The sequence below is a fragment of the Streptococcus sp. XMC genome (assembly GCF_021341835.1).
Taxonomy (GTDB): Bacteria; Bacillota; Bacilli; order Lactobacillales; family Streptococcaceae; genus Streptococcus.
Window position 1 is genome coordinate 522915 of record NZ_JAJTNQ010000001.1, and the last position, 23342, is coordinate 546256.

At 40.4% G+C, this 23342-nt stretch carries 18 protein-coding genes; 13 read left to right on the forward strand and 5 right to left on the reverse strand.

Annotated elements, in window-relative coordinates; genetic code table 11:
* Nucleotides 1–32: 32 nt before the first annotated feature.
* Nucleotides 33–479 (reverse strand): MarR family winged helix-turn-helix transcriptional regulator, encoded by a 447-nt coding sequence (locus LXO72_RS02445; protein ID WP_233331428.1) that lies wholly within the window; start codon nt 477–479, stop codon nt 33–35.
* Between the two features lie 297 nt (nt 480–776).
* Between LXO72_RS02445 and LXO72_RS02450 the strand changes: the two genes are divergently transcribed.
* Nucleotides 777–1955 (forward strand): pyridoxal phosphate-dependent aminotransferase, encoded by a 1179-nt coding sequence (locus LXO72_RS02450; protein ID WP_233331429.1) that lies wholly within the window; start codon nt 777–779, stop codon nt 1953–1955.
* Nucleotides 1956–2147: 192 nt separating this feature from the next.
* On the opposite strand, the gene LXO72_RS02455 is transcribed toward LXO72_RS02450, so the two are convergent.
* A complete protein-coding gene (locus LXO72_RS02455) occupies nt 2148–3200 on the reverse strand; it encodes a cell surface protein (RefSeq protein ID WP_233331430.1) in 1053 nt (350 codons plus the stop codon).
* Between the two features lie 295 nt (nt 3201–3495).
* Here LXO72_RS02455 and asnS point away from each other — a divergent pair, with 295 nt between their 5' ends.
* The 4 genes from asnS to LXO72_RS02475 all read left to right on the forward strand — a co-directional run bounded on the left by asnS (nt 3496) and on the right by LXO72_RS02475 (nt 9849).
* The gene (gene asnS, locus LXO72_RS02460; RefSeq protein ID WP_037616614.1) at nt 3496–4839 is read left to right on the forward strand and encodes an asparagine--tRNA ligase; all 1344 of its coding nucleotides are present in this window, start codon (nt 3496–3498) and stop codon (nt 4837–4839) included.
* Nucleotides 4840–5063: 224 nt separating this feature from the next.
* The gene (locus LXO72_RS02465; RefSeq protein WP_233331431.1) at nt 5064–6263 is read left to right on the forward strand and encodes an MFS transporter; all 1200 of its coding nucleotides are present in this window, start codon (nt 5064–5066) and stop codon (nt 6261–6263) included.
* Nucleotides 6264–6379: 116 nt separating this feature from the next.
* Nucleotides 6380–8116, forward strand: a complete 1737-nt coding sequence (locus LXO72_RS02470) for an ABC transporter ATP-binding protein (RefSeq protein ID WP_233331704.1) — start codon at nt 6380–6382, stop codon at nt 8114–8116.
* On the forward strand, nt 8113–9849 hold the full coding sequence (locus LXO72_RS02475) for an ABC transporter ATP-binding protein (RefSeq protein ID WP_233331432.1): 1737 nt from the start codon (nt 8113–8115) through the stop codon (nt 9847–9849). Before LXO72_RS02470 ends, LXO72_RS02475 begins: the two co-directional genes overlap by 4 nt.
* A 38-nt stretch (nt 9850–9887) precedes the next feature.
* Here LXO72_RS02475 and LXO72_RS02480 read toward each other — a convergent pair whose 3' ends face one another.
* From LXO72_RS02480 to LXO72_RS02490, 3 genes are all read right to left on the reverse strand, one after another.
* A complete protein-coding gene (locus tag LXO72_RS02480; protein ID WP_233331433.1) occupies nt 9888–11042 on the reverse strand; it encodes an MFS transporter in 1155 nt (384 codons plus the stop codon).
* Between the two features lie 426 nt (nt 11043–11468).
* Nucleotides 11469–12209, reverse strand: coding sequence for an amino acid ABC transporter ATP-binding protein (locus LXO72_RS02485; protein ID WP_023026884.1), 741 nt, complete (start codon nt 12207–12209; stop codon nt 11469–11471).
* The gene (locus LXO72_RS02490) at nt 12209–14413 is read right to left on the reverse strand and encodes an ABC transporter substrate-binding protein/permease (RefSeq protein ID WP_233331434.1); all 2205 of its coding nucleotides are present in this window, start codon (nt 14411–14413) and stop codon (nt 12209–12211) included. Before LXO72_RS02490 ends, LXO72_RS02485 begins: the two co-directional genes overlap by 1 nt.
* A 261-nt stretch (nt 14414–14674) precedes the next feature.
* Here LXO72_RS02490 and LXO72_RS02495 point away from each other — a divergent pair, with 261 nt between their 5' ends.
* The 8 genes from LXO72_RS02495 to LXO72_RS02530 all read left to right on the forward strand — a co-directional run bounded on the left by LXO72_RS02495 (nt 14675) and on the right by LXO72_RS02530 (nt 23026).
* Entirely contained in the window at nt 14675–15631 is a 957-nt protein-coding gene (locus tag LXO72_RS02495; protein ID WP_233331435.1) for a CPBP family intramembrane glutamic endopeptidase, read from the forward strand.
* A 344-nt stretch (nt 15632–15975) separates the two neighbouring features.
* Complete coding sequence (locus LXO72_RS02500) at nt 15976–16659, forward strand: response regulator transcription factor (RefSeq protein WP_125336074.1); 684 nt, start codon at nt 15976–15978, stop codon at nt 16657–16659.
* Complete coding sequence (locus LXO72_RS02505; RefSeq protein ID WP_233331436.1) at nt 16652–17995, forward strand: sensor histidine kinase; 1344 nt, start codon at nt 16652–16654, stop codon at nt 17993–17995. The genes LXO72_RS02500 and LXO72_RS02505 overlap by 8 nt, the downstream gene beginning before the upstream one ends.
* A gap of 166 nt (nt 17996–18161) precedes the next feature.
* Nucleotides 18162–18824, forward strand: a complete 663-nt coding sequence (locus tag LXO72_RS02510; protein ID WP_140814054.1) for a NisI/SpaI family lantibiotic immunity lipoprotein — start codon at nt 18162–18164, stop codon at nt 18822–18824.
* A gap of 530 nt (nt 18825–19354) precedes the next feature.
* Complete coding sequence (uvrB, locus tag LXO72_RS02515) at nt 19355–21343, forward strand: excinuclease ABC subunit UvrB (RefSeq protein WP_233331437.1); 1989 nt, start codon at nt 19355–19357, stop codon at nt 21341–21343.
* Between the two features lie 14 nt (nt 21344–21357).
* A complete protein-coding gene (locus LXO72_RS02520) occupies nt 21358–21855 on the forward strand; it encodes a GNAT family N-acetyltransferase (protein WP_125329368.1) in 498 nt (165 codons plus the stop codon).
* Between the two features lie 91 nt (nt 21856–21946).
* Nucleotides 21947–22570: an NAD(P)H-dependent oxidoreductase gene (locus LXO72_RS02525; protein ID WP_233331438.1), complete on the forward strand. Its 624-nt coding sequence runs from the start codon at nt 21947–21949 to the stop codon at nt 22568–22570.
* Nucleotides 22571–22672: 102 nt separating this feature from the next.
* The gene (locus tag LXO72_RS02530) at nt 22673–23026 is read left to right on the forward strand and encodes a diacylglyceryl transferase (protein WP_233331439.1); all 354 of its coding nucleotides are present in this window, start codon (nt 22673–22675) and stop codon (nt 23024–23026) included.
* Nucleotides 23027–23342 lie beyond the last annotated feature (316 nt).

Sequence of the window (23342 nt, forward strand, 5' to 3'; positions counted from 1 at the left end):
GCCATGAACACGACTGATTGAATGGTTAGAATTTAGTGGGAGCCCTTTAGTTTTTTCAGAAGAGTTTGCAGTTGCTGATGCTCTTCTTCGGTAAAGACACTCATAACTTTTTGAACATTTTGTATATGATCAGGAAGAACTTCGATAATTTTTTTACGGCCCTTTTCTGTCAAAGAAACAATGCAGGCACGACGGTCGTCTGGATCCGTTTCGCGTTTGATCCATCCATCACGCACCATATTTCGAATGACGACAGTTATATTTCCAGAGGTCGCTAAAATACTGTCAATTAGGTTCTGAATACGCAGATCCCCCTTACTATACAAGGTTTCCAAAACGGAAAACTGAGTAGGGGTCAACTGATGGTCCTTAAAGACATGGGACTCTGCTGCACGAAAAGTCCGTTCCGCCTTGTGAAAGACAATCATGGTTTTTAATTCTGTTTGGGCTTCTTCAAATAGTTTTTCTAAATTCTTCATACTATTATTTTATCAATAAATAGTATTAGACGCTATTAAGCCTTAATATCAAATAGATTACAGGCGGGTGACAAGATAATGGAATTATCAACACAAGAAATAGGTCTGTTAACTTTGATTTCAAATTATTTACTTGTCGAATAGTAAGAAGGGGTAAAGTTTCTGGGCAATCCTTAGTAAAATCTTGCTCCAAGTCAGATAGATGGTGTATAATATAGGTGTTGTAGCCAGTTTTGGTAGAATCTTAGTCTAAATTGGTTCGTCTGTAGCTGGTCCCAGATAGAAAGTAGGTAAGGTATGAAAATTTCTGATCGTGTATTAAAGATGGAAGAAAGTGTCACCCTAGCAAGTGATGCCAAAGCAAAAAAACTAAAGGCAGAAGGAAAAGATATCCTCTTTCTAACCTTGGGCCAGCCTGATTTTCACACTCCTGAGAATATTCAAGATGCTGCAGTTCAGGCTATTCGGGATGGACGGGCTTCCTTTTATACGGTTGCTTCTGGATTGCCAGCATTAAAGGCTGCCGTCAATACCTATTTCGAACGCTACTATGGATATTCCGTTTCACCAAATCAAGTAACCTTTGCGACAGGTGCCAAGTTTTCGCTCTATACCTTCTTTATGGCTGTGCTCAATCCAGGTGATGAGGTTATTATCCCGACACCATACTGGGTCAGTTATGGAGACCAGGTCCTGATGGCAGAAGGGGTTCCCGTCTATGTCAAAGGACACCAAGCCAATGATTTTAAGGTATCCGTTGAGCAATTGGAAGAAGCTCGGACGGAGAAAACTAAGGTCTTGGTCTTAAACTCTCCTTCTAATCCGACGGGGATGATTTATAGTAAGGACGAACTCCTAGCCATTGGAAATTGGGCTGTCGAACATGACATTATTATCCTAGCGGATGATATCTATGGTCGTCTGGTCTATAACGGCAGTGAGTTTGTTCCGATTTCAAGCTTATCCGAAGCCATCCGCAAACAAACGGTTGTCATTAACGGGGTTTCAAAAGCCTATGCTATGACAGGTTGGCGGGTTGGTTATGCGGTTGGTGATCCAGAAATCATCGCAGCAATGAGTAAACTAACTGGTCAAACAACTTCCAACCTGACGGCCGTATCGCAGTATGCTACGATTGAAGCCTTGACAGGTCCACAAGACTCGGTAGAGGTGATGCGTCAAGCCTTTGAGGAGCGTTTGAACACCATTTATCCTCTTTTGTGCGAGGTTCCAGGTTTTGATGTGATCAAGCCACAGGGAGCTTTCTATCTCTTCCCAAATGTCAAAAAAGCCATGGAGATGAAAGGCTATACCGATGTGACAGAGTTTGCAACTGCCATTCTGGAAGAAGTGGGTGTTGCCCTTATTACAGGTGCTGGATTTGGAGCACCGGAAAATGTCCGTCTTAGTTATGCAACTGACCTGGAAACGTTGAAAGAAGCTGTTCGCCGCTTGCACCAGTTTATGGAGAATTAAAAAAAGAGAGTGGGACAGAAATCGGTAATTCGTTAGAATTCGATTTCGTCGTCCCACCTCCGCACAGTTGAGTAGGGCTGTAAAAGCTGATGAAATCAGCGTAGTAGAGCCCACTCAACCACTGCGTCTTGCTCAACAATCCAAAAATAATTGAGAGGCTAGGACTTTTGTCTCAGCCTCTTTTCTATGGCATTATAAGTAATCGACTGAAAGAATAGTATTCGCCTTTTTCACAGGGACACGGGTCTTAGCCCCATTGTTTCCTTTTGGGAGGCGGAATTTTTTCACTTCTGGAGTAGATGGTTTTGCTGGAGCCTTCTTGCTAACAGGTACGCGTGTTTTGGCTCCATTATTTCCTTTTGGAAGACGAAGTTTCTGAACAGGTTTTTCTGGAGTAGAAGGAGTCACCGGTTTCTCAACAACTGGGCTTGTCACTTCTTTATAGAAATAGGTTACTGTAACCAGGTTAGAAACATGGAGTTTATGAGAGGTCAATTCTCCTTTGTCAGCTGATTGGAAGGTATAAGTTTTTCCATTGGCTTGGATCTGAGCGGGTGCTGTTGGGAGACCAGCTTCATAAGCCAAATCAAGGCTCCGCTCGACACTGTTTTCTTGAGAAGGAGCAATTTCTTGACCCTTATCGTCTACAAAACGAGCACGTTTTACAACTTCAGGATTCAAATCGATATCGTCATAGAGATGAATGACTTCAATAACGGGCGCGGTAGCAGTTCCTTTTTCAGGAGCACTCTTGTAATGGAATCCATCTTTAATATCAAGCTCAGAATATCTCACTCGATACCATGTTTTTCCATTTTCGTCTGTAACGGTTGCTGGGCCATTACCAGATACGTCATATTCAGTAAAAGCACGGGCTTCAACTGTCTTGTAGACGACATCTGTTGAAGATGCAACTGGAGAAAAGTCTGGTTTCAGAGTCCGACGACGATGGATGACACGAATTTCGGAGATTCGTGGATCTACTGGCGTTTCAGCAGGAGCTGGGCTTGATTCCTCAACTGTTGGGATAGCTGTTTCTTCGCTAGGAAGTGGGGCTGTTGCTTCGTTTGTAGCTGTTGTAGCTGAACTCTCTGAAGTTGCTGAAACAGGAGCAAGCCTATCTTGTCGTTCAGTGATAGGAGCAGTGACAGGTGTTGTCTGCTCATCCGCAAATGTAGTTGTTGCGAGACTGAGGGCCAAAACAGCTGCACACAATCCCGTAGTGAGTTGAATTTTCTTTTTCATATTTTCCTCCTTATACATACTGATAGTATAACTTGTAAGCTTTTGACTTGTCAAAAATGGTTGCTAGAAAGACTTAAAAGGATAGGATTTTCCTTTGAAAAATCAAATTATAGGATAAAATATTTTAATAGGTTCAAGAATTTGAAAAAGTCGCTTGACTTTTCTTTAAAAAATCAGTTTTCGCTAAAAAAAGGTGGATTTTAGAAGGTGAGAGATAGCTATCAAGTCCTATTTGTGGTAAAATGAAAGATGACCATGTCTTCGGACAAGTACAATGAGAAAAGGAAGATCTATTATGACAAAACGGATTACCATCATCGAAGTAAAAGACTACGTCGGTCAAGAAGTGACCATCGGTGCTTGGGTTGCGAATAAATCAGGAAAAGGGAAGATCGCTTTCTTGCAATTGCGTGACGGAACGGCCTTCTTCCAAGGTGTTGCTTTCAAACCAAACTTTATCGAAAAATTCGGCGAAGAAGTAGGTCTTGAAAAATTTGACACCATCAAACGTCTAAGCCAAGAAACATCTGTTTTCGTGACAGGGATTGTCAAAGAAGACGAGCGTTCTAAATTTGGTTATGAGCTCGATATTACAGACATCGAAGTCATCGGTGAATCGCAAGATTACCCAATCACTCCAAAAGAACACGGAACAGACTTCTTGATGGACAATCGTCACTTGTGGCTTCGTTCTCGTAAGCAAGTCGCTGTCATGCAAATCCGTAATGCTATTATCTACGCGACTTATGAGTTCTTTGATAAAAATGGTTTCATGAAGTTTGATAGCCCAATTCTTTCAGGAAATGCGGCAGAAGATTCGACAGAACTTTTTGAAACAGATTACTTTGGAACACCAGCATACTTGAGCCAATCAGGTCAGCTTTATCTTGAAGCTGGTGCTATGGCTCTTGGTCGTGTCTTTGACTTTGGTCCAGTATTCCGTGCTGAAAAATCTAAGACTCGTCGTCACTTGACTGAGTTCTGGATGATGGATGCTGAGTACTCATACTTGACACACGATGAGTCACTTGATTTGCAAGAAGCTTATGTTAAAGCTTTGCTTCAAGGTGTTTTGGACCGTGCCCCTCAAGCCTTGGAAACATTGGAACGTGATACAGAGCTCTTGAAACGCTATATTGCAGAACCATTCAAACGCATCACTTATGATGAAGCCATTGATCTCTTACAAGAGCATGAAAATGATGAAGATGCGGACTATGAACATCTCGAGCATGGTGATGACTTCGGTTCACCACACGAAACATGGATTTCAAACCACTTTGGTGTACCAACCTTTGTCATTAACTATCCAGCTGACATCAAAGCCTTCTACATGAAGCCAGTTCCTGGTAACCCTGATCGTGTACTTTGTGCAGACTTGCTTGCACCAGAAGGCTACGGAGAAATCATCGGTGGTTCAATGCGTGAGGAAGACTACGATGCCCTTGTCGCTAAGATGGAATCTCTCGGTATGGATCGAACAGAGTATGAATTCTACCTTGACCTTCGTAAATACGGTACAGTACCACACGGTGGATTTGGTATCGGTATCGAGCGGATGGTCACCTTCGCAGCTGGTACTAAACACATCCGTGAAGCCATTCCGTTCCCACGTATGTTGCACCGTATCAAACCTTAATAGCCATAAAAACGCCGTCTAGCGTTTTTATACTCTTCGAAAATCAAATTCAAACTACGTCAGCTTCACCTTGCCGTACTCAAGTACAGCCTGCGGCTAGCTTCCTAGTTTGCTCTTTGATTTTCATTGAGTATTACTTTAAATGAAAGTGGTGGAGAAAATGTAGGCAACTCTTAGTAAGTCTTTTAGAAACAGTCATATTACATATTGAAAGAGAGAAAACAATGTTTAAAAGAACTTACAAAGGCAACATTCCACTCCTAGCAGGTCTGGAATTCACATCTTATTTCGGAATTACCAGTTTTTGGATTTTATTCTTCATCCAAAATGGTCTTTCCTTGCTTCAAATCGGTCTATTAGAGAGTATCTTTCATGGGACAAGTCTCTTGTGTGAGATCCCATCCGGTATGTTGGCCGATCGATTTAGCTACAAGACCAATCTCTATTTGGCTCGCTTATCCAGTATTGGATCCTCTATCTTGATCTTACTTGGTCAGGGGAATTTTTGGATTTATGCGCTTGCTATGATGGTCAATGCTTGGTCTTACAATTTTGATTCGGGGACCAGTACCGCTTTCTTATATGATTCTGCGGTAGAAGCGGGTCAAAAGGACCGCTATCTTCAGATTTCTAGCATTTTGTCTGGCGTGGCCGAGGTCACCCGAACTTTAGGTACCGTTGTGGCAGGCTTCTTTGTTCATGGAGCCTTGGCTTGGACCTACCTGATTGCGATTGGACTCTCCTTGCTTTCCATATTCTTGATTTTTCTGATGAAGGAGCCAGAGAGCAAGAGTGGTGAAAGAAATCATTTGACCTTAAAACGGATATTAGTGGTAGTGAAACAAGAATGGCAGGAGAAACCAGTGCTCTTTTACTGGATGCTCACCTATCAGCTACTAGGAACCATCATGTGTATGTTTTATTTTTACTACCAACAGAAAATCAGTGACTTAGCCAGTTGGCAAGTTTCGCTTATTATGTTGATTGGTAGTGGATTCAATCTCCTAGCGGTCTATTTAGCCAGTCAAATCGGGAAAAAATGGAATAGTGATCAAGTCTTTCCGGTTTTGGTTGCATTGACAGGGTTGGCCTTGTTTTTGGTAGCTTTCAAGACTCCATTCGCCTATCTGAGTGTCTATCTCTTGACAAATGCACTATACGCAGTTTATCAACCCATCTACTACAATGATTTACAAACTTATCTGCCTTCTAGTGTACGAGCAACCATGCTGAGTATCAATTCCATGATGTTTAGTCTTTCCATGATCGTCATCTTCCCACTGACTGGTTGGTTGATTGATACTTGTGGATTTGTAGCTGTTTTTCTTGTGCTAGGCCTGATAACACTCATCTCTTTCCCAATCTTAGTGATTGGATTGGGGAAAATGGGCAAGATCTTAAACAAGGGAACGAAGACGGAATAAAATTGCTGGCCTTCATCAGGTCATTATTCGACTCTCTCTGCTTTGCAGGGGGAGTTTTTTTATCTTTCTAAATTATGGTAAAATAAGTACATCCTTTAGAAAGAAAAATGACTAGTATGAAAGACTTATTGAAATACTTCAGGAATTATAAAAAAGAAGCCGTACTGGGACCGTTTTTCAAGTTGTTAGAAGCAACTTTTGAATTACTGGTTCCACTTTTAATTGCCCATCTGGTCGATCAGCTCATCCCCCGTCAGGATCAAGGGGGGATATTTGGACTGGTTGGTCTCTTATTTGTTTTTGCTGGTTTTGGGGTTTTTGTAGCGATAACGGCCCAATATTATTCATCAAAAGCAGCAGTAGGCTATACCAAGGAATTGACTAATGACCTGTATGAGAAGATTCTCAGCTTGTCTAAAGAGCAAAGAGACCGTTTAACCACTTCAAGTCTCGTGACACGCTTAACCAGTGATACCTATCAGATTCAAACGGGGATTAATCTATTTTTACGTCTATTTCTCCGTGCGCCAATTGTTGTTTTTGGTTCGATTTTTATGGCCTTCACCATTAGTCCGCAACTGACCCTGTGGTTTATTGGTATGGTTGCTCTCTTGTCCCTCATCATTGTCCTTATGTCTCGTCTGGTCAATCCTCTTTATGCGCGCATCAGGAAAACTACGGACCGAATGGTTACCATTACGCGTCAGCAGTTACAAGGGATGAGGGTTATCCGCGCCTTTGGGCAGGCAGCTCACGAAGAAGCAGAGTTTAATGAGGTCAACCAAGACTATACGAAGTGGCAATTAGTGGTCTCTAAATGGTCTAGTTTAATCAGTCCCTTGACTTTCCTCGTCGTGAATGGAACCTTGATTTGTATTCTTTGGCAAGGGCAAGCCTCTATTCAAATGGGGACCCTCAGTCAAGGAATGTTGGTCGCTTTGGTCAATTACCTGCTTCAAATTTTGACGGAATTACTGAAGTTAGCGATGTTGGTGACCTCGCTCAACCAAAGCTATATTGCTGCTGGTCGGATAGTCCAGGTCTTTGATGAGAAAAGTGAAGAGCTGGATCAAGAGTTGGATGATGTATCTGTTTCTGACCCTCAGCTGGCGCTACAGATCCAAGACCTTGTCTTTACCTATCCTTTAGCCGCAAAACCATCCTTAGAAGGGATTCACTTATCCCTGAACAAGGGTCAAACCTTGGGAATTATTGGAGGGACAGGATCAGGGAAGTCCACTCTGGTTCAATTGCTAGGGCATCTTTATAGCCCAAGCCACGGGAGTGTAAGTCTCTTTAAGGATGGTCAGAGTCCCAAGACCCTTCGTCAGTGGCGTGACTGGGTAGCAGTAGTTCCTCAAAAAGCAGAACTCTTTAAAGGAAGTATTCGTTCCAATCTAACGCTGGGATTAAATGAGGAAGCGAATGAAGAGCAGTTGTGGTGGGCCTTGGGAGTTGCGCAAGCAGCTGATTTCGTCCGTGAGAAAGTGGGAGGACTAGAGGCTCCCGTAGAAGCTTTTGGACGGAATTTTTCCGGTGGTCAGCGTCAACGTTTGACCATAGCACGTGCTATCCTTCGCAAAGCACCATTTTTGGTCTTGGATGATTCTACATCTGCCTTGGACTATTTGACAGAAGCACGACTTTTACAGGCTCTAAAAGAGGAATTGACGGAGACAAGCCTCATTCTCATTTCGCAGCGGACCAATAGTCTACGAAGTGCTGAGCAAATTCTCGTCTTAGATAAAGGTCGTCAAGTCGGCCTAGGAAGTCATGAGGACTTGGTGGCAACCAATCCTTTATACCAAGAGATTCATTTCTCCCAACAGAAGAGAGAGGAGGGGGCAGAATGAAACAAAAGACATATTTACGGCGCTTGCTTGCTGACTTAGCCAAGCAGCCCATCTGGCTAATCTTAGCCAGTCTGGGAACCATCTTGCAAGTCTTGTTAACCGTCTATATCCCTATCCTGATCGGGCGGGCAGTGGACCTAGTGGTCCTCCCTGATGCAGCTCACCTCATACTCCCACTTATCTTGCAAATAGGTCTAGTGATCCTCTTTGCAACCTTGATTCAATGGTTTAATCCTTTAATTTACAATCAGATGATCTATCGCTACAGTAAGGATTTAAGGGAGAAGGTCATCCAGAAAGTGCATGTCCTACCTTTATCTTACCTGGATCGTCAAGGTACTGGGGATTTGGTAAGTCGCTTGACCACTGACGTTGAACAACTAAACAATGGTTTATTCATGGTCTTCAGTCAGTTCTTTGTTGGTCTTCTTACGATTCTAGTGACCATTGCCAGTATGGCCCGATTGGATTGGATGATGATGGGGATGGTCTTAATCTTGACACCCTTATCACTCTTTATCGCCCGTTTTATTGCCAAGCGTTCTTACCATCTCTTCAGGATGCAGACCCAGGCGCGTGGGGTTCAGACGCAAATGATTGAAGAATCTCTTAGTCAAGAAAGCTTGCTTCAAGCCTTCAATGCTCAGGCTGCATTTCATAGGAAGTTTATCGAGATCAATGGCGACTATGCTGGTTGCTCTCAAGAAGCGATTTTTTACTCCTCCACCGTTAATCCTGCGACGCGCTTTGTCAATGCTCTAATTTATGCGCTTGTGACGGGATTTGGTGCCGTCCGTATCCTATCTGGAACGAGCTTTACTGTTGGTCAGTTGGTAACCTTTCTCAACTATGTCAATCAGTATACTAAACCCTTCAATGACATCTCCTCTGTCCTTGCTGAACTGCAGAGCGCCTTAGCTTGTGCAGAGCGTCTCTATAGTATCCTAGACCAAGAGGAAGTGAAAGAAAGTGGCAAGAGAGACTTGCAAGAAGACGCTGTCGAAGGAGCTGTCCAATTTGATCATGTCAGCTTTGGTTATCGCCCTGATCAGACACTCATAAAGGATCTTTCCATTTCTATCCCGCCGGCTAGTAAGGTAGCCATTGTTGGTCCAACTGGGGCTGGGAAATCTACATTGATTAATCTTCTCATGCGATTCTATGATGTGGATCAGGGGCAGTTGCGCTTAGATAATGAAGCTGTAAATAGCTATAGTCTAGCAAGCTATCGCAAGCAGTTTGGGATGGTGCTCCAAGAGACTTGGCTCAAAGTTGGAACGGTTCATGAGAATATCGCCTTTGGTCGACCTGATGCAAGTCGGGAAGAAGTGGTCCAAGCAGCAAAAGCTGCCAATGCTGATTTCTTTATTCAACAGCTTCCAGATGGCTATGATACCTATCTAGCCGATGCTGGAGACTCCCTCTCTCAAGGACAAAGACAGCTTCTGACTATTGCTCGGGTCTTTCTTGCAGTACCTAAGATCCTGATCCTAGATGAGGCGACCTCTTCCATCGACACGCGGACAGAGTTGCTTATTCAAGATGCCTTTCATAAGTTAATGGTGGGTCGGACCAGCTTTGTGATTGCCCATCGCCTGTCTACGATTGAGAATGCAGACCTGATTCTTGTCATGGTAGATGGAAATATCGTTGAACATGGGGATCATTCGGAGTTGATGGCACAAAAAGGTGTTTATTACAAAATGCAAACTGCCCAACTTTCTAGTAGTTAAGACACAAAAAGACTGGATGTTTTTTCCAGTCTTTTTGTTTATTCGTGATGATCTTTTAAAAGATAGAGAAGAGAGAAGGCTAGGAGAGCCATAGCAATACCTAATACAGTAAAGATAAAAGCGTTGCTGTCGGAGATGAGACCGATGGTATTGAGGGCGAAAGGTGTAATGGCCGCTCCGAAGCTACAGCCCAAGACGGCTACTGAGGTCACCTGGTTTAATCGTCTAGCAGGAATCTTGGCTGACAAGATTTGGAAAACCATGGTAAGAGCAGTACTGTATGTATAGCCTGAGAAGAGGGCGGAAAGAGCCAGAAGAGGGATACTTGGTGAAAGGGCTACAGCCATCATGGAGATTCCGTAAGCAATCCCGGCATAAGTGATCAATTTGCTCTTGAACAAATGAACAAGACCAGAGAAGGTGAGACCAGCTAGAATGCCAATCAATTGCATAGCGCTTAGAATGAAGCTGGCTGAATTATGCTGATCCTTGAACGTGTAAGCGACAATACTAGGAATGCGAAGAGTTACTCCGACGTTGCATAGAACGATCATAGCGGCTACAATGGCTAAAATAATAGTCAACTTCCATTCTTCTTTTTGGAGTGGTTCTTTATGATTGGCGTGAATATGTTGACTTTCTTCTTGCTGGTGGTAAGGGACAAAGGTCATGAAGAGAAAGAGAACGATTAATCCAGCCCCGTAGGCTAGGAAGCTAGAAGTCCAGCCAAATTGGAGGAGGAAGCCGACCAATAAAGTGACGAGGGCTGTCCCTACGACTTCAGCAGAACCACGAAATCCAAGAGTTTGGATTCGTTCTCGTCCCTGGTAGCGTTCGCTGATAATTGAAATAGCCTTAGCATTGATCAAACCGACTCCCATCCCAAAGATGAAACGAGAGATGAAAAGGATAGGATAGGCTTGGTTAAAGAAAGGGACCATTCCAAAGATTGAGAGGATTAATAGACCGGTGATAATCATCTTTCTCTCATCTAAGAAGCGTTCGATAAAGGTGTTGAGGAAGAGGGTGACCATAATCCCAGCGGATGGAAGGGATACCAAGAGTTCGATTTGACTTTTTGGGAGATCCTTATAGTATTCGAACATATAAGGAAGAGCACTAGAAATCGAAAAAGACGTCGTTAATACAAGAGATAAAGAAAGGATACTAACCTTTTCTAATAATTTTTTCATAATCATCCTTCAGTCACATATTTAGTCAAAAGACACTCTACTATGGTATAGTTTTTTGATTCATTTAGCAAGTTATTTAAATGAAATTTCTTAATAATTTTCATCTTTGGAGGAAGAAAAAAACTAGAGGTTTATTCCAGTTTCAAATTGAAGACAAAGTGATTTTAAAAACTTTCCTTAGGTGAGTACGGACGTCAGCGAACTTCTATGAAGTTCCATGACTTAGTTTTGAGCCTGAGGTCTCAAAACTCCCGAGTGCCTGAAACAACTCTGATTCAGGCACTTTTCTCACGGCGGAAAGTTTTACATCTACTTAAATAACTATAAAAAATAATCTTTTTTTGAAAATCATCTAGCTGTTTTATGTAAAACAATCGTTTGTATACATTCAAAAAACTGGAGGTTAAACTCCAGTTTTTATTTCTATTACACGTTTAAGACCTTATCTAAGAATTCTTTCAATCGTGGATGTTGTGGGTTGTCGAAGATTTGGTCTGGTTTGCCGTCTTCGAGGAATTCCCCATCAGCTGTAAAGATAACACGATTGGCCACTTGGCGAGCAAATCCCATCTCGTGTGTGACGATGATCATGGTCATCCCTTGCTTAGCCAAGTCTTTCATAACGTTCAGTACATCTCCGACCATCTCAGGGTCAAGGGCAGAAGTAGGTTCGTCGAAGAGCATGACATCTGGTTTCATTGCCAAACCACGCGCAATGGCTACCCGCTGTTTCTGACCACCTGATAGACTATCAGGAGAGACATCAGCTTTGTCAGCCAGTCCAACCTTTTCCAAAAGTTCCATTGCTAGTTCTCTAGCTTCTTCACGACTCATGCGTTTGTGCTCCAAAGGAGCAAACATGATGTTTTCAATAACACTCATATGAGGGAAGAGGTTAAAGTGCTGGAAAACCATCCCGACATTTTCACGTACGATATCAATGTTGGTTTTAGGATCAGTCAGGTCATAACCGTTCACAGTAATTTGTCCTTTGGTTACTTCTTCAAGAAGGTTAAGACTGCGTAGGAAGGTTGATTTACCAGAACCAGATGGTCCGATAATACAAACCACATCTCCTTCGTAGAATTTTGTTGAGATGCCTTTAAGGACCTCATTTTCACCGTAATACTTGTGGAGGTCATGGACATCAATTTTTAATTTTGCCATTAGTTAGCCCTCTTTTCTAATCGTTTTGCAAAGCGTGTCAATAAGGTAATGATGACGAGGTAGAAGACCGCAAGGATCGCATACATCTTGAAACTTTGATAATTTCGAGCGATGATAATCTTACCAGTCTGGAAGAGCTCGACCAAACCGATAGCTGACACAATCGTCGTATCTTTCAGTGCAATGACAAATTGGTTGACAAAGTTTGGAAGCATGAGTTTGGTTGCTTGTGGCAAGATGATTTTGCGCATAGTCTTGCTATAAGAAATCCCGAGGCTTCGACTAGCTTCCATCTGTCCAGCTGGTACGGCTTGAATCCCACCACGAACAATCTCAGCAATATAAGCAGCAGCATTGAGGGAGAGAGCAATCGTACCTGCAAGGAAGTCATTGATTGGGGATTGGTGACCCGTCATGGACTCGATCAAATTAGGAATTCCCCAGAAGATAAAGGCAGCAAGAATCATCAGTGGGATACCACGGATGACATCGACGAAAATCTCAGCAGTCCAACGAAGCCATTTATAAGGACTGACACTAAACATCCCGAAGATGATTCCGATCACCATTGCAATCGCAAATGAAAGAAGTGCTAGTGCAATAGTGACACCAAGTCCACTTAACAATTGTTTGTAGTTGTTTTGGAGCAAGCCCCAGATAGTCGTTTCATCTACTGAAGTAGATTCTGTGGTTTCATCACTATCACTTGAAAGGTATTTATCCAAGATCTTTTGGTATTCGCCACTTTCTTTTAAGTTGGCCAAACCGTTGTTAAACATTTCAATCAATTCAGGGTTCGAATCTTTTTGGACAGCAAAGGCAATTTGACCACTAGGAGTACCTTCGATAGGTGTTTTGAATTTACGCCCTTGTTTAATGGCGTATTTGATAACAGGTTCGTCATCCATGATGGCAGCTACAGAACCTGAGTTCAAACTGTCATACATAGAAGCCCCATCTGAGAAGGTTTTGATTTTGTAGCCATACTTGCTCTTGTTTTCCTCGAGGAAAGTTTGAGAAGCAGTACCATTTTTGACACCAACTGTTTTTCCTTTTAGATCTTCATAGGAAGAAATGTTACTACTTTCTTGAACTGCTAGGATTGAATTCGTTGTGTAGTATGGATCTGAGAAGTCAAAAGTCGCCTTACGCGCATCAGTAACAGTCATCCCTGCAATCATTCCATCGGCATTACCATTCTGGACATCACTGACAGCAGCATCAAAACCTGGATTGCTAATTTCTAGAGTAAATCCTTGGTCTTTGGCAATGGCCTTAATCAATTCCATATCAATCCCAGTGTATTTACTTTGATCATTTTGGAAGACGAAAGGAGCAAAAGAGGAATCACTAGAAATTTTGTACGTTTTCTTCTTAGGAGTCGCCTTTTGTCCTGCTTCAGTGCTCGTTTCTGGAACAACAGTAGTGCTAGCGGTAGTTGTTGCTGTAGATGATGATTGGCTGCTACCAGTCCATTTTTCAATAATTTGATCTAGCGTACCATCTTTCTTCATTTGGGCAAGAGCAGTATTGAACTGTTTGATGAGTTTTTCGTGGGAACCACCTTTTTTAACCCCAAAGGCAAAGCTTCCGACAGCTTCTCCTTCCATATTAATAGAAAGGTCTTGTCCTTGCTTAATCGCATATTCGATAACAGGTTGGTCGTCCATAATGGCATCCACTGCACCGGTTGATAAACTGTTATTCATCAAATCACTGGTATCGAAGGTCTTGATCGTATAGCCGTACTTGTCCTTGTTCTTTTGAAGGAAACGTTGGGCTGCTGTTCCATTTTTGACTCCGACTGTTTTGCCTTTAAGTTGATCATAGGAAGTGATCTTGTTAGCTTTCTTGGTTGCGATCACGACCTTTGTGTCATAGTAGGTATCGGACATATCAAAGACTTGTTCACGTTCCTTGGTCTTGGTCATCCCTGCCATAATGGCATCGGCTTGTCCGGATTGGACCATGTTGACGGCTGCATCAAATCCAGGGAAAGACTTTTCTAAGGTCCAACCGTTGATTTCAGCGACCTTATCCAAGATTTCAACGTCAATTCCTTTATAAACTTGGTCTGAGTCTTTGAATTCGAAGGGCGCATATGCCGTATCGAAAACGACTTTAACAGTTTCAGCCTGTGCTGGACTCGCAAAGGCGAATAGTGGAAATAAGAAAAGCAAACAAGCTACTAGTTTTTTCTTCATTTCGTTCTCCTTTATATCTAATCCAATAGACTCATAATGAGCTATGGAAGGAATACCCAAAAGGGTTAAAAAAATAAAGAATTCATACTGAAAACAAGTATGAATTTCATCATTTATTTTTTACAAGTATTATCATATCATAAATGAAACCTAAAATCAAGAAACCTAACCAATTCATGTTAGGTTTTCTAACATAACATTGTCTTGCAGTCTCAGGTTTTCTTTGTTACAATGGAACTATTAGATAAATGGAGGGTGATGATGAAGAAAGGAAAGATCATTCAGGATATAAAAACTAACACCACATGGCCAGTGCTCATTTCTACACTGTTCTATGTCTTTTTAACCTTCCTATTTGTTGAAGGTGGGCTTTGGCTTGGGAATGAATTGCTTGGACCTTTTTCAATTGGATTAGGGTTTCTAGTAGAACTCTTTTCACCAGGGGATGGGGGAGCAGGTGTTCAAGAGTTCTTCTACCATTACATTCTCTATTATCAGCTCTTCAGTTTCGTATTTATTCTTTTACTCTTTATTTTTGGGGTGAAGTTCATTGAGAAGAATCCCTTATCGACTTTAGGTTTTATAAAAAAGAACTGGCTCAAGTATCTAGGTTGGGGGATCTTGCTTTCACTGCTTCAAATGGGTGTGATTGCCCTTGTCTACCAGATGGGGGGAATCGGGTCTTTTGAGCTGAATGAATTAAGTTTAGAACCCATCCTCTTTATTCTAGGCTTATTCCCATTTTGGCTCCTTCAAGGAGGGACTGAAGAAGTGGCGACGCGGGGTTGGCTCCTAACTCGGATTGCAGCAAGAACTAATTTGCCTTTAGCGATTGCGATTTCTAGTAGTCTCTTTGGCTTTCTTCATCTAGGGAATGCAGGGGTGACCTTCTTATCCGTACTAAATATTGTCCTTGATGGAGTGCTAGCTGGTTTGCTCCTTGTCTACACCGATAGTATCTGGCTAGTGGTCGCCCAACACGGTACCTGGAACTATGTACAAGGAAATCTCCTTGGTTTTCAAGTCAGTGGGACGGGCGCAGATGCCTCTATCTTCAGCTTTACCATGGGGTCAGGACCTGACTGGTTGACTGGAGGGGAATTTGGAGCAGAAGGATCGATTATCACTACTTTGGTTCTTCTTGTATCCCTAGTGATTGTTTATCGCTTAGGGGAGAGGAAAGAAAGAGTTGTTACTGAACAAGTAAGAAATGGCTGAAAGGAAATAATGATGAATAAGGAGACAGGTTCTTGAGCCTGTCTTTTTCCTGTGACAGGATCCTCTCTTCAAAAGTAAGAGCAATATCAATTTAAAGATCGATTAAATGAGGCAATTCAATTATTGAATGATAATTGCTGGATAAGTAATGACATTGATGGTATTCAAATTAGATAATTTAATATTACGAATTTTGTTCAAGATAGTGTAAAATAGATCTGTACGAGTTTCTAAAAATTTAATTTTAAAAATAAAGAACAATACAAATTGATGTATTGAGCCTGATTTTTGTTAAAAATATGAAGCTTTGCAGTTAGTTCTCTAAAGTATTTTGAGGTGATAGAATGTATAAGATATTAGTTGTAGATGACGATTTTGAAATTTTGAAACTGATGCGAACTATTCTAGAGATGAAAAACTATCAGGTAATGACGTATCAAGAAGTGACCGTACCAATCGATATTAATAATTTCAAAGGATTTGATCTGATTTTATTAGATGTAATGATGCCTAATATAGATGGTATGCAAATTTGTAAGCAGATTAGAAATAAAGTAAGCTCTCCTATTATTTTTGTTAGTGCAAAAGATACTGAAGAAGATATAGTATCAGGGTTGAATTTAGGAGGAGATGACTATATTACAAAACCTTTTAGCATCAATCAATTAGTTGCCAAAGTTGCTGCAAATCTAAAACGAGAAGAACGATACAAACAAGGTGAATTGAGTAACCAAGTTGTTCGAGACTTATCTCCAATAACGATTTATTTACAAGAAAAAATTGTTTGTATTAATGGAGATAGTCTTACTTTTACAAGAAGGGAATATGATATCATAGAGCTGTTATCTAGTAACCCAAGAAAAATTTTTACTGTACAAGATATATATGAAAATGTTTATGATGACGATGCTGAAACCCTCTTTCATTCAATATCTGAGTATATTTATCAAATAAGATTAAAATTCTCATCTTATGGAATTAATCCTATAAAAACAGTTAGAGGTATGGGATACAAGTGGCATGATTAAGAAGAAGAGTACAATTAGAGGACGCGTAATAAGGACGGTTTTAGAACTAGTAACAGGTACGTTACTGAGTATACTTTTATTTTTTATAATTACATATTTACTTGTTTTTACTGGACAATTAAATGCATACGGCTCTAAAATTGAAATTTCAGTTAGTGATACTAGCAATTTAAGTGATGTAGTTAAAGCAATGAATAACTCTATATTTGATTATGTTGTATTTTATCGCAAGACAGGTACAATTGAAGAGGGCAATTATCAAAAAGAGGATTTGCCTGCCTATCGAGAAGTTTTTGAAAAAAATGAATCTGTAAGTAATGAGACAGTGTATTATGGGTATTACGCTAATTCAGAGATTATACTTACTGTCAGGCAACCCATGATACCTGAGTTTGTTAATCCGAATTTGCGTCACATTTCATTTAATCTATTTTCTTATTTATTCTTCTTCGTTTTCGAAACGATTTTACTCATTTGGTCACTTACAAGATTAATAAAAGAATTTTCAAAAAACTTTCTCCTTATACAAAAAAAAGCTTTAAACATGGGGCAGTTAACATTTAAAGATGAAAATATTCCTGCTCAAATACAAGAGTTCGATGAAATTCTTTCTGTATTATATCAAAAGGACGACGAGTTAACTAATTTACTCAAATCAGAGAGAAGGGAGAAGGAAGATTTATCTTTTCAAGTTGGTGCATTAGCCCATGATGTAAAAACTCCTTTAACAGTACTAAAGGGAAATTTAGAGTTGCTTGAATTAACTAACTTGACTGTTCAACAGAAGGAATACACTCAGTCAATGAATAACAGTATAGTGATTTTTGAAAGATACTTTAGTTCAATGATTGATTATTCAAGATTACTAATTGAAGATAAAGATTATGGAGAACAGATACATTTACCTGAATTTCTAAGTGAGCTATCAGTAGAGGCGAAATCTGTAATGGATAATGAAATGGTTGATTTCAAAATTATTAATACTACAAAATTAATGTTTTTCAAGGGAAATCGCTTTAATTTAAATCGGGCATTAATTAACATTTTAGCAAATGCAGCAAGATATAGTTCTGGAGAAAAAAAAGTTACGCTTACTATCATTGAGGAAACAGAGTATATTAATTTTGGAGTGTGGAATAATGGTCTGCCTTTTACTGAACAGTCGTTATTAAATGCAGATAAGTTATTTTATACTGAGAATAAAGGTAGGAATAATAACCACTATGGTTTAGGTTTAGCATTTGCTAAACAGGTTGCAAATAAACATTTTGGAGAATTGATTTTATCAAATCCAGATCGTGGTGGTGCTCAAGTGACGTTGCTTATTAAAAAATAATTCTATAGGGAGTTATTAGATAGCTTCCACGAAATAGCTATGTATAAAAAATAGATATTCTTCTAAATTGAGGAATGTCTATTTTTTTAATTTGTAAAATTAGAAAATCTGAACAAATTTTGAAAAATTAAATGTAACATAAAAGTATAAAACAAGGAGGAAAACTATGAAATTCAAAAAGATTTATCTTTCCGTAATTTTTTTCTTAAGTTTACTTGGATTTACTGGATGTACATACGAAAAGTATGATGTTAAATTTCTCGACTCAAGTTATAATCGATTCGATTATAAAGGAGGGCATTATGGTGTAACTAATCAATTAATTACATATGAAGAAATTGAAAGTAAAGTAAGCAATCATGATGATACTTATGAAATATCTTACGATGAAAGTAATAATGGTATAAAGAATGATTTGTTGGAGATTGGTGACTTATATCAGACCAAGAATAGAGAATTAGCCATAAAAATTGATAGTACTTTTTATAAATGTAGATTACTTGATAGTATTTCTAAAGAAGAACTCCTAAAAGTTTCTGACTTATTTAATGTTCGCTTAGTAGGAGGATTTGCTATCAATGAGCAAGAAGCAAGAGTGCTTAAGATAGGGGAACAAATATTTACAATTACTGAAGAAATTATTCCAAAAGATGAGCTTAGAACAACAGTTGCTAACCTAGATAATCAAGTGAAGTCAGTCACTAGATTATCAGGGGAGCACGAAATTTGGAAATATGGAGAAATTTGTTCTTTAGAAAATCAGTCTATTCACGAGAAAGTAGCAATTAAATTGAATGGAGAATATCATTTGGCAACTTTAAGAAGTTAGTTTTTATGTTGGATATCCAACATAAAAATGTTTTGATAAGTCTGTACAAAATGTCTTGAAAAGCAGAACACACATAATATCAAGAATCGCAAAAATATTGATATTATGCGTTTTATCGTAGGTAGACTAACATCATTTTATCCAGGAATTGGCTTTCTTAAATATGTAAGCTAGAAGGATTACTAGTTTAAAGAAGAATGAAAGTGATAAAAAAGTAGAGATTTGAATATATATATCAAAAGAAAGAGGTGGAGGAAGCGATAACTAAAAAATACTCGAAAATTTTGATTCTATAATTGTGACAACTCTATCGATAATTCAACAATTCTAAATATCTTTATAACACTCAGGGGAAAGAAGAGCAAAAGTTGTTACTGAACAAGTGGGAAATCACTGAAAGGTAATAATGATGCATACGAAGACAGGTTCTTGAGCCTGTCTTTTTTCTGTACAAGGTTCCTCTCTTCAAAAGTCAGAGAAATATCATCTATTATGGTAAAATAAGGGAAGTATAATCAAAGGAAGAAAGTATGATTAATCGAATTACAGATAACAAATTTAAACTAGTATCGAAATACCAACCGTCTGGGGATCAACCGCAGGCCATTGAACAGTTGGTGGATAACATCGAGGGTGGTGAGAAGGCGCAAATCCTGATGGGAGCGACTGGTACGGGGAAGACCTATACCATGAGCCAGGTCATTGCCCAAGTCAATAAACCGACCTTGGTCATCGCCCACAATAAGACACTAGCAGGGCAGCTCTATGGAGAGTTCAAGGAATTTTTTCCTGAAAATGCTGTCGAGTATTTTGTTTCCTACTATGATTATTATCAGCCTGAGGCTTATGTGCCATCTAGCGATACCTACATCGAAAAGGATAGCTCGGTCAATGATGAGATTGATAAACTACGTCACTCAGCAACCTCAGCTTTGTTAGAGCGTAACGATGTCATCGTTGTCGCATCTGTTTCATGTATTTACGGTTTGGGTTCGCCGAAGGAATATGCCGATAGCGTGGTGAGCCTGCGTCCAGGTCTGGAGATTTCTCGTGATAAACTGCTCAATGACCTGGTGGACATCCAGTTTGAGCGCAATGACATCGACTTTCAACGGGGGAAATTCCGTGTTCGTGGAGATGTGGTAGAGATTTTCCCAGCTTCGCGTGATGAACATGCCTTCCGGGTGGAGTTTTTCGGGGACGAGATTGAGTGGATTCGGGAGATTGAAGCTTTGACAGGCCAGGTTCTGGGAAATGTGGACCACTTGGCAATTTTCCCAGCCACTCACTTCGTGACCAATGATGACCATATGGAAGTGGCCATCGCCAAGATTCAGGCGGAACTAGAAGAGCAGTTAAAAGTCTTTGAAAAAGAAGGTAAGCTCTTGGAAGCCCAACGCTTGAAACAACGGACAGAGTATGACATCGAAATGTTGCGAGAGATGGGCTACACTAATGGGGTGGAAAACTACTCTCGTCATATGGACGGACGGAGTGAAGGAGAGCCACCCTACACCCTTCTTGACTTCTTCCCAGAAGATTTCCTCATCATGATCGATGAAAGCCACATGACCATGGGACAAATCAAGGGTATGTACAATGGTGACCGCTCACGCAAGGAGATGTTGGTCAACTATGGCTTCCGTTTGCCGTCGGCCTTGGACAACCGTCCACTGCGTCGGGAGGAGTTTGAAAGCCATGTCCACCAGATTGTCTATGTGTCTGCGACACCAGGCGACTATGAGATGGAGCAAACGGATACTGTCATTGAGCAGATCATTCGTCCGACAGGTCTACTCGATCCTGAGGTCGAAGTGCGTCCGACTATGGGACAAATGGACGATCTCTTGGGTGAGATCAATGCGCGTGTAGAACGTGGAGAGCGGACCTTTGTCACCACCCTGACCAAGAAGATGGCAGAAGACTTGACCGACTACTTCAAAGAAATGGGTGTCAAGGTCAAATACATGCACTCGGATATTAAGACCTTGGAGCGAACGGAGATTATTCGTGATTTGCGTCTTGGCGTTTTTGATGTCTTGGTCGGGATCAACCTTCTTCGTGAAGGGATTGACGTACCAGAAGTCAGTCTAGTTGCTATCCTTGATGCGGATAAGGAAGGTTTCCTCCGTAATGAGCGAGGACTCATTCAGACCATTGGCCGTGCAGCCCGTAATAGTGAGGGTCACGTCATCATGTATGCGGACACCATGACCCAGTCTATGCAAAAAGCCATCGATGAAACGGCCCGCCGTCGTCAGATTCAAATGGCTTATAACGAAGAGCATGGCATTGTGCCACAAACCATCAAGAAGGAAATCCGTGACCTGATCTCTGTTACCAAGGCTGTGACCAAGGAAGAGGACAAGGAAGTGGATATAACCAGTCTAAACCGCCAAGAGCGCAAGGAACTGGTCAAGAAACTGCAAGGCCAGATGCAAGAAGCCGTCGAAGTGCTTGACTTTGAGTTAGCAGCGCAAATCCGTGATATGATGTTGGAAGTCAAGGCATTGGATTAGATAGGATAAAGCGAATGAAGATTATCATTAAAACAATGGAAACTTCTGAAGAGATAGAAGGAAAATCTCTCGTTCATTGGCAAACGTGGAGAGAGGCATATGACGATCTTTTACCCGCGGAATTTCAGGAGACAATGACATTAGATAGATGTCGTTTCTTTAGTCAAAAGTATCCAGAAAATACATTGATTGCGATGGATGGAAAGAAGGTCGTTGGATTTATCAGCTATGGAAATTTTCGTGATGAGGCCATTCAAGCTGGTGAAATCATCGCCTTATATGTTTTAAAAGATTACTATGGAAAAGGTGTGAGTGAAAAGTTAATGCATGCTGCATTTGTTGCTCTCAATCATTTCTCTGAAATTTATTTATGGGTATTGAAAGAGAATAAGCGAGCCATTGCTTTCTATCAAAAAATGGGTTTTACTTTGGATGGCCTAGAAAAAATGCTTAAACTTGGAAAACCTGTTAAGGAATTGCGGATGATGTGTTCTTCAAATAAAAATTCCTAAAGGATCTATCTATCAATCTTTGAACCATTATCAACTAATAAAGTATAAAAGTGAAATAGATAGAATGAAAAAAAGATGAAGGAGAAGATGAATGAAAATTTTAGTCATCAATGGGCATCCTGATAAGGAAAGTTACTGTCAGGCTATTTTTCAAACCATTGTCGAAACTATTGACTCAGGTCGCCATGAACTTGAAGTCATCAACCTTAATGAAGAGGACTTTGATCCGGTTTTACGTTATGGCTATCGAAAACGGATGGAAGAAGATTCTTTTATCCTTCGTTCCCAAGAATTGATCCAGTGGGCGGATCACCTGATCTTTGTCTATCCCATCTGGTGGAGTAGTATGCCTAGCCTTATGAAGGGCTGGATCGATCGGGTCTTTACACCGGGGATTGCTTACTCGGCCAATGATCAAGGAAACTTTATCTGGAATTACCTCAGAGGCAAGCAATTTAAGAAGTTGCTTAAAGGCAAAACCGCCAGTATTTATGCGACCTCCATGGCGCCTACTTGGTGGTACAAGATCTTTTCAGGCTCTCTCAACATTCCTGATAGTTATGGTATCTCCGTTTTGAAAAATGCCGTCTTGAACCACTGTGGGATTAAAACCAAGCGCGTCTGCATTTTGGGTGAAGTCGGCCGCGATGTGAATACCGCTAGTATGAGGAAACAGCATCTCCAAAAGGTAGCAGTAGAAGTCAAGAAACTTTGATCAGAGATGGGTTACTACTGATAAGTTAGTGTCTTTAGTTGTATTTTGATTGGCTTTTGGTTAAACTATTACATAATCTATAAAACATAGGAATGATTCCATATGCTACTTTTTATCTATATGATCTATGTCATTTATTCACTATCAAAAATGAAAAGAGAAGGAAAAAGAGTCTCAATTTTCACTAAGTTGATTGTTTACGGCTTATTGATACTCTCTTCGTTTATGCTCTATTTCAGTTTATTGTCATTTTTATTTAGCCCGTTGCCATTTTTTGGCGTTCTAGCTACTCTTGCTATTGGTGGTATGATGCTATCTCTGAAAATAGTCATTGCCCTTGCTTTACTTTTGTTATCGCTCAGCCTATTCTTAGATAGTAAAAATAGTGATCCAGATACGCCTCTAATTGATCATTGGCTTCGATTAGGTGTTCATATCCTATTGATCATTATTTAAGGCAAGAACGTTTTTCGTTTTCATTTACAACTGGTATCCCTTCTATCGGACACAAATAGTCAGTTGGAAGAATGTCGAGGGGGGCTACTTTTTAGTCTCTTTGCTAGCCTGATCCTGGTATTATTCATTGAGTTGTTCTTTAGCAGTGATGTCATGGTTCGGTAACGATTCACTCGGAGTATTATTTAAAAGAGAAGTCAATTGTCTTTCAGAGAGGCTCTCTTTTGGATGCCTATGATGAATACCATGAGCTGGTAAATCCCTTTGTGATGAAAAAGAGATAAAGAAAAAAGTTTATATTGATTAATTGTCAATA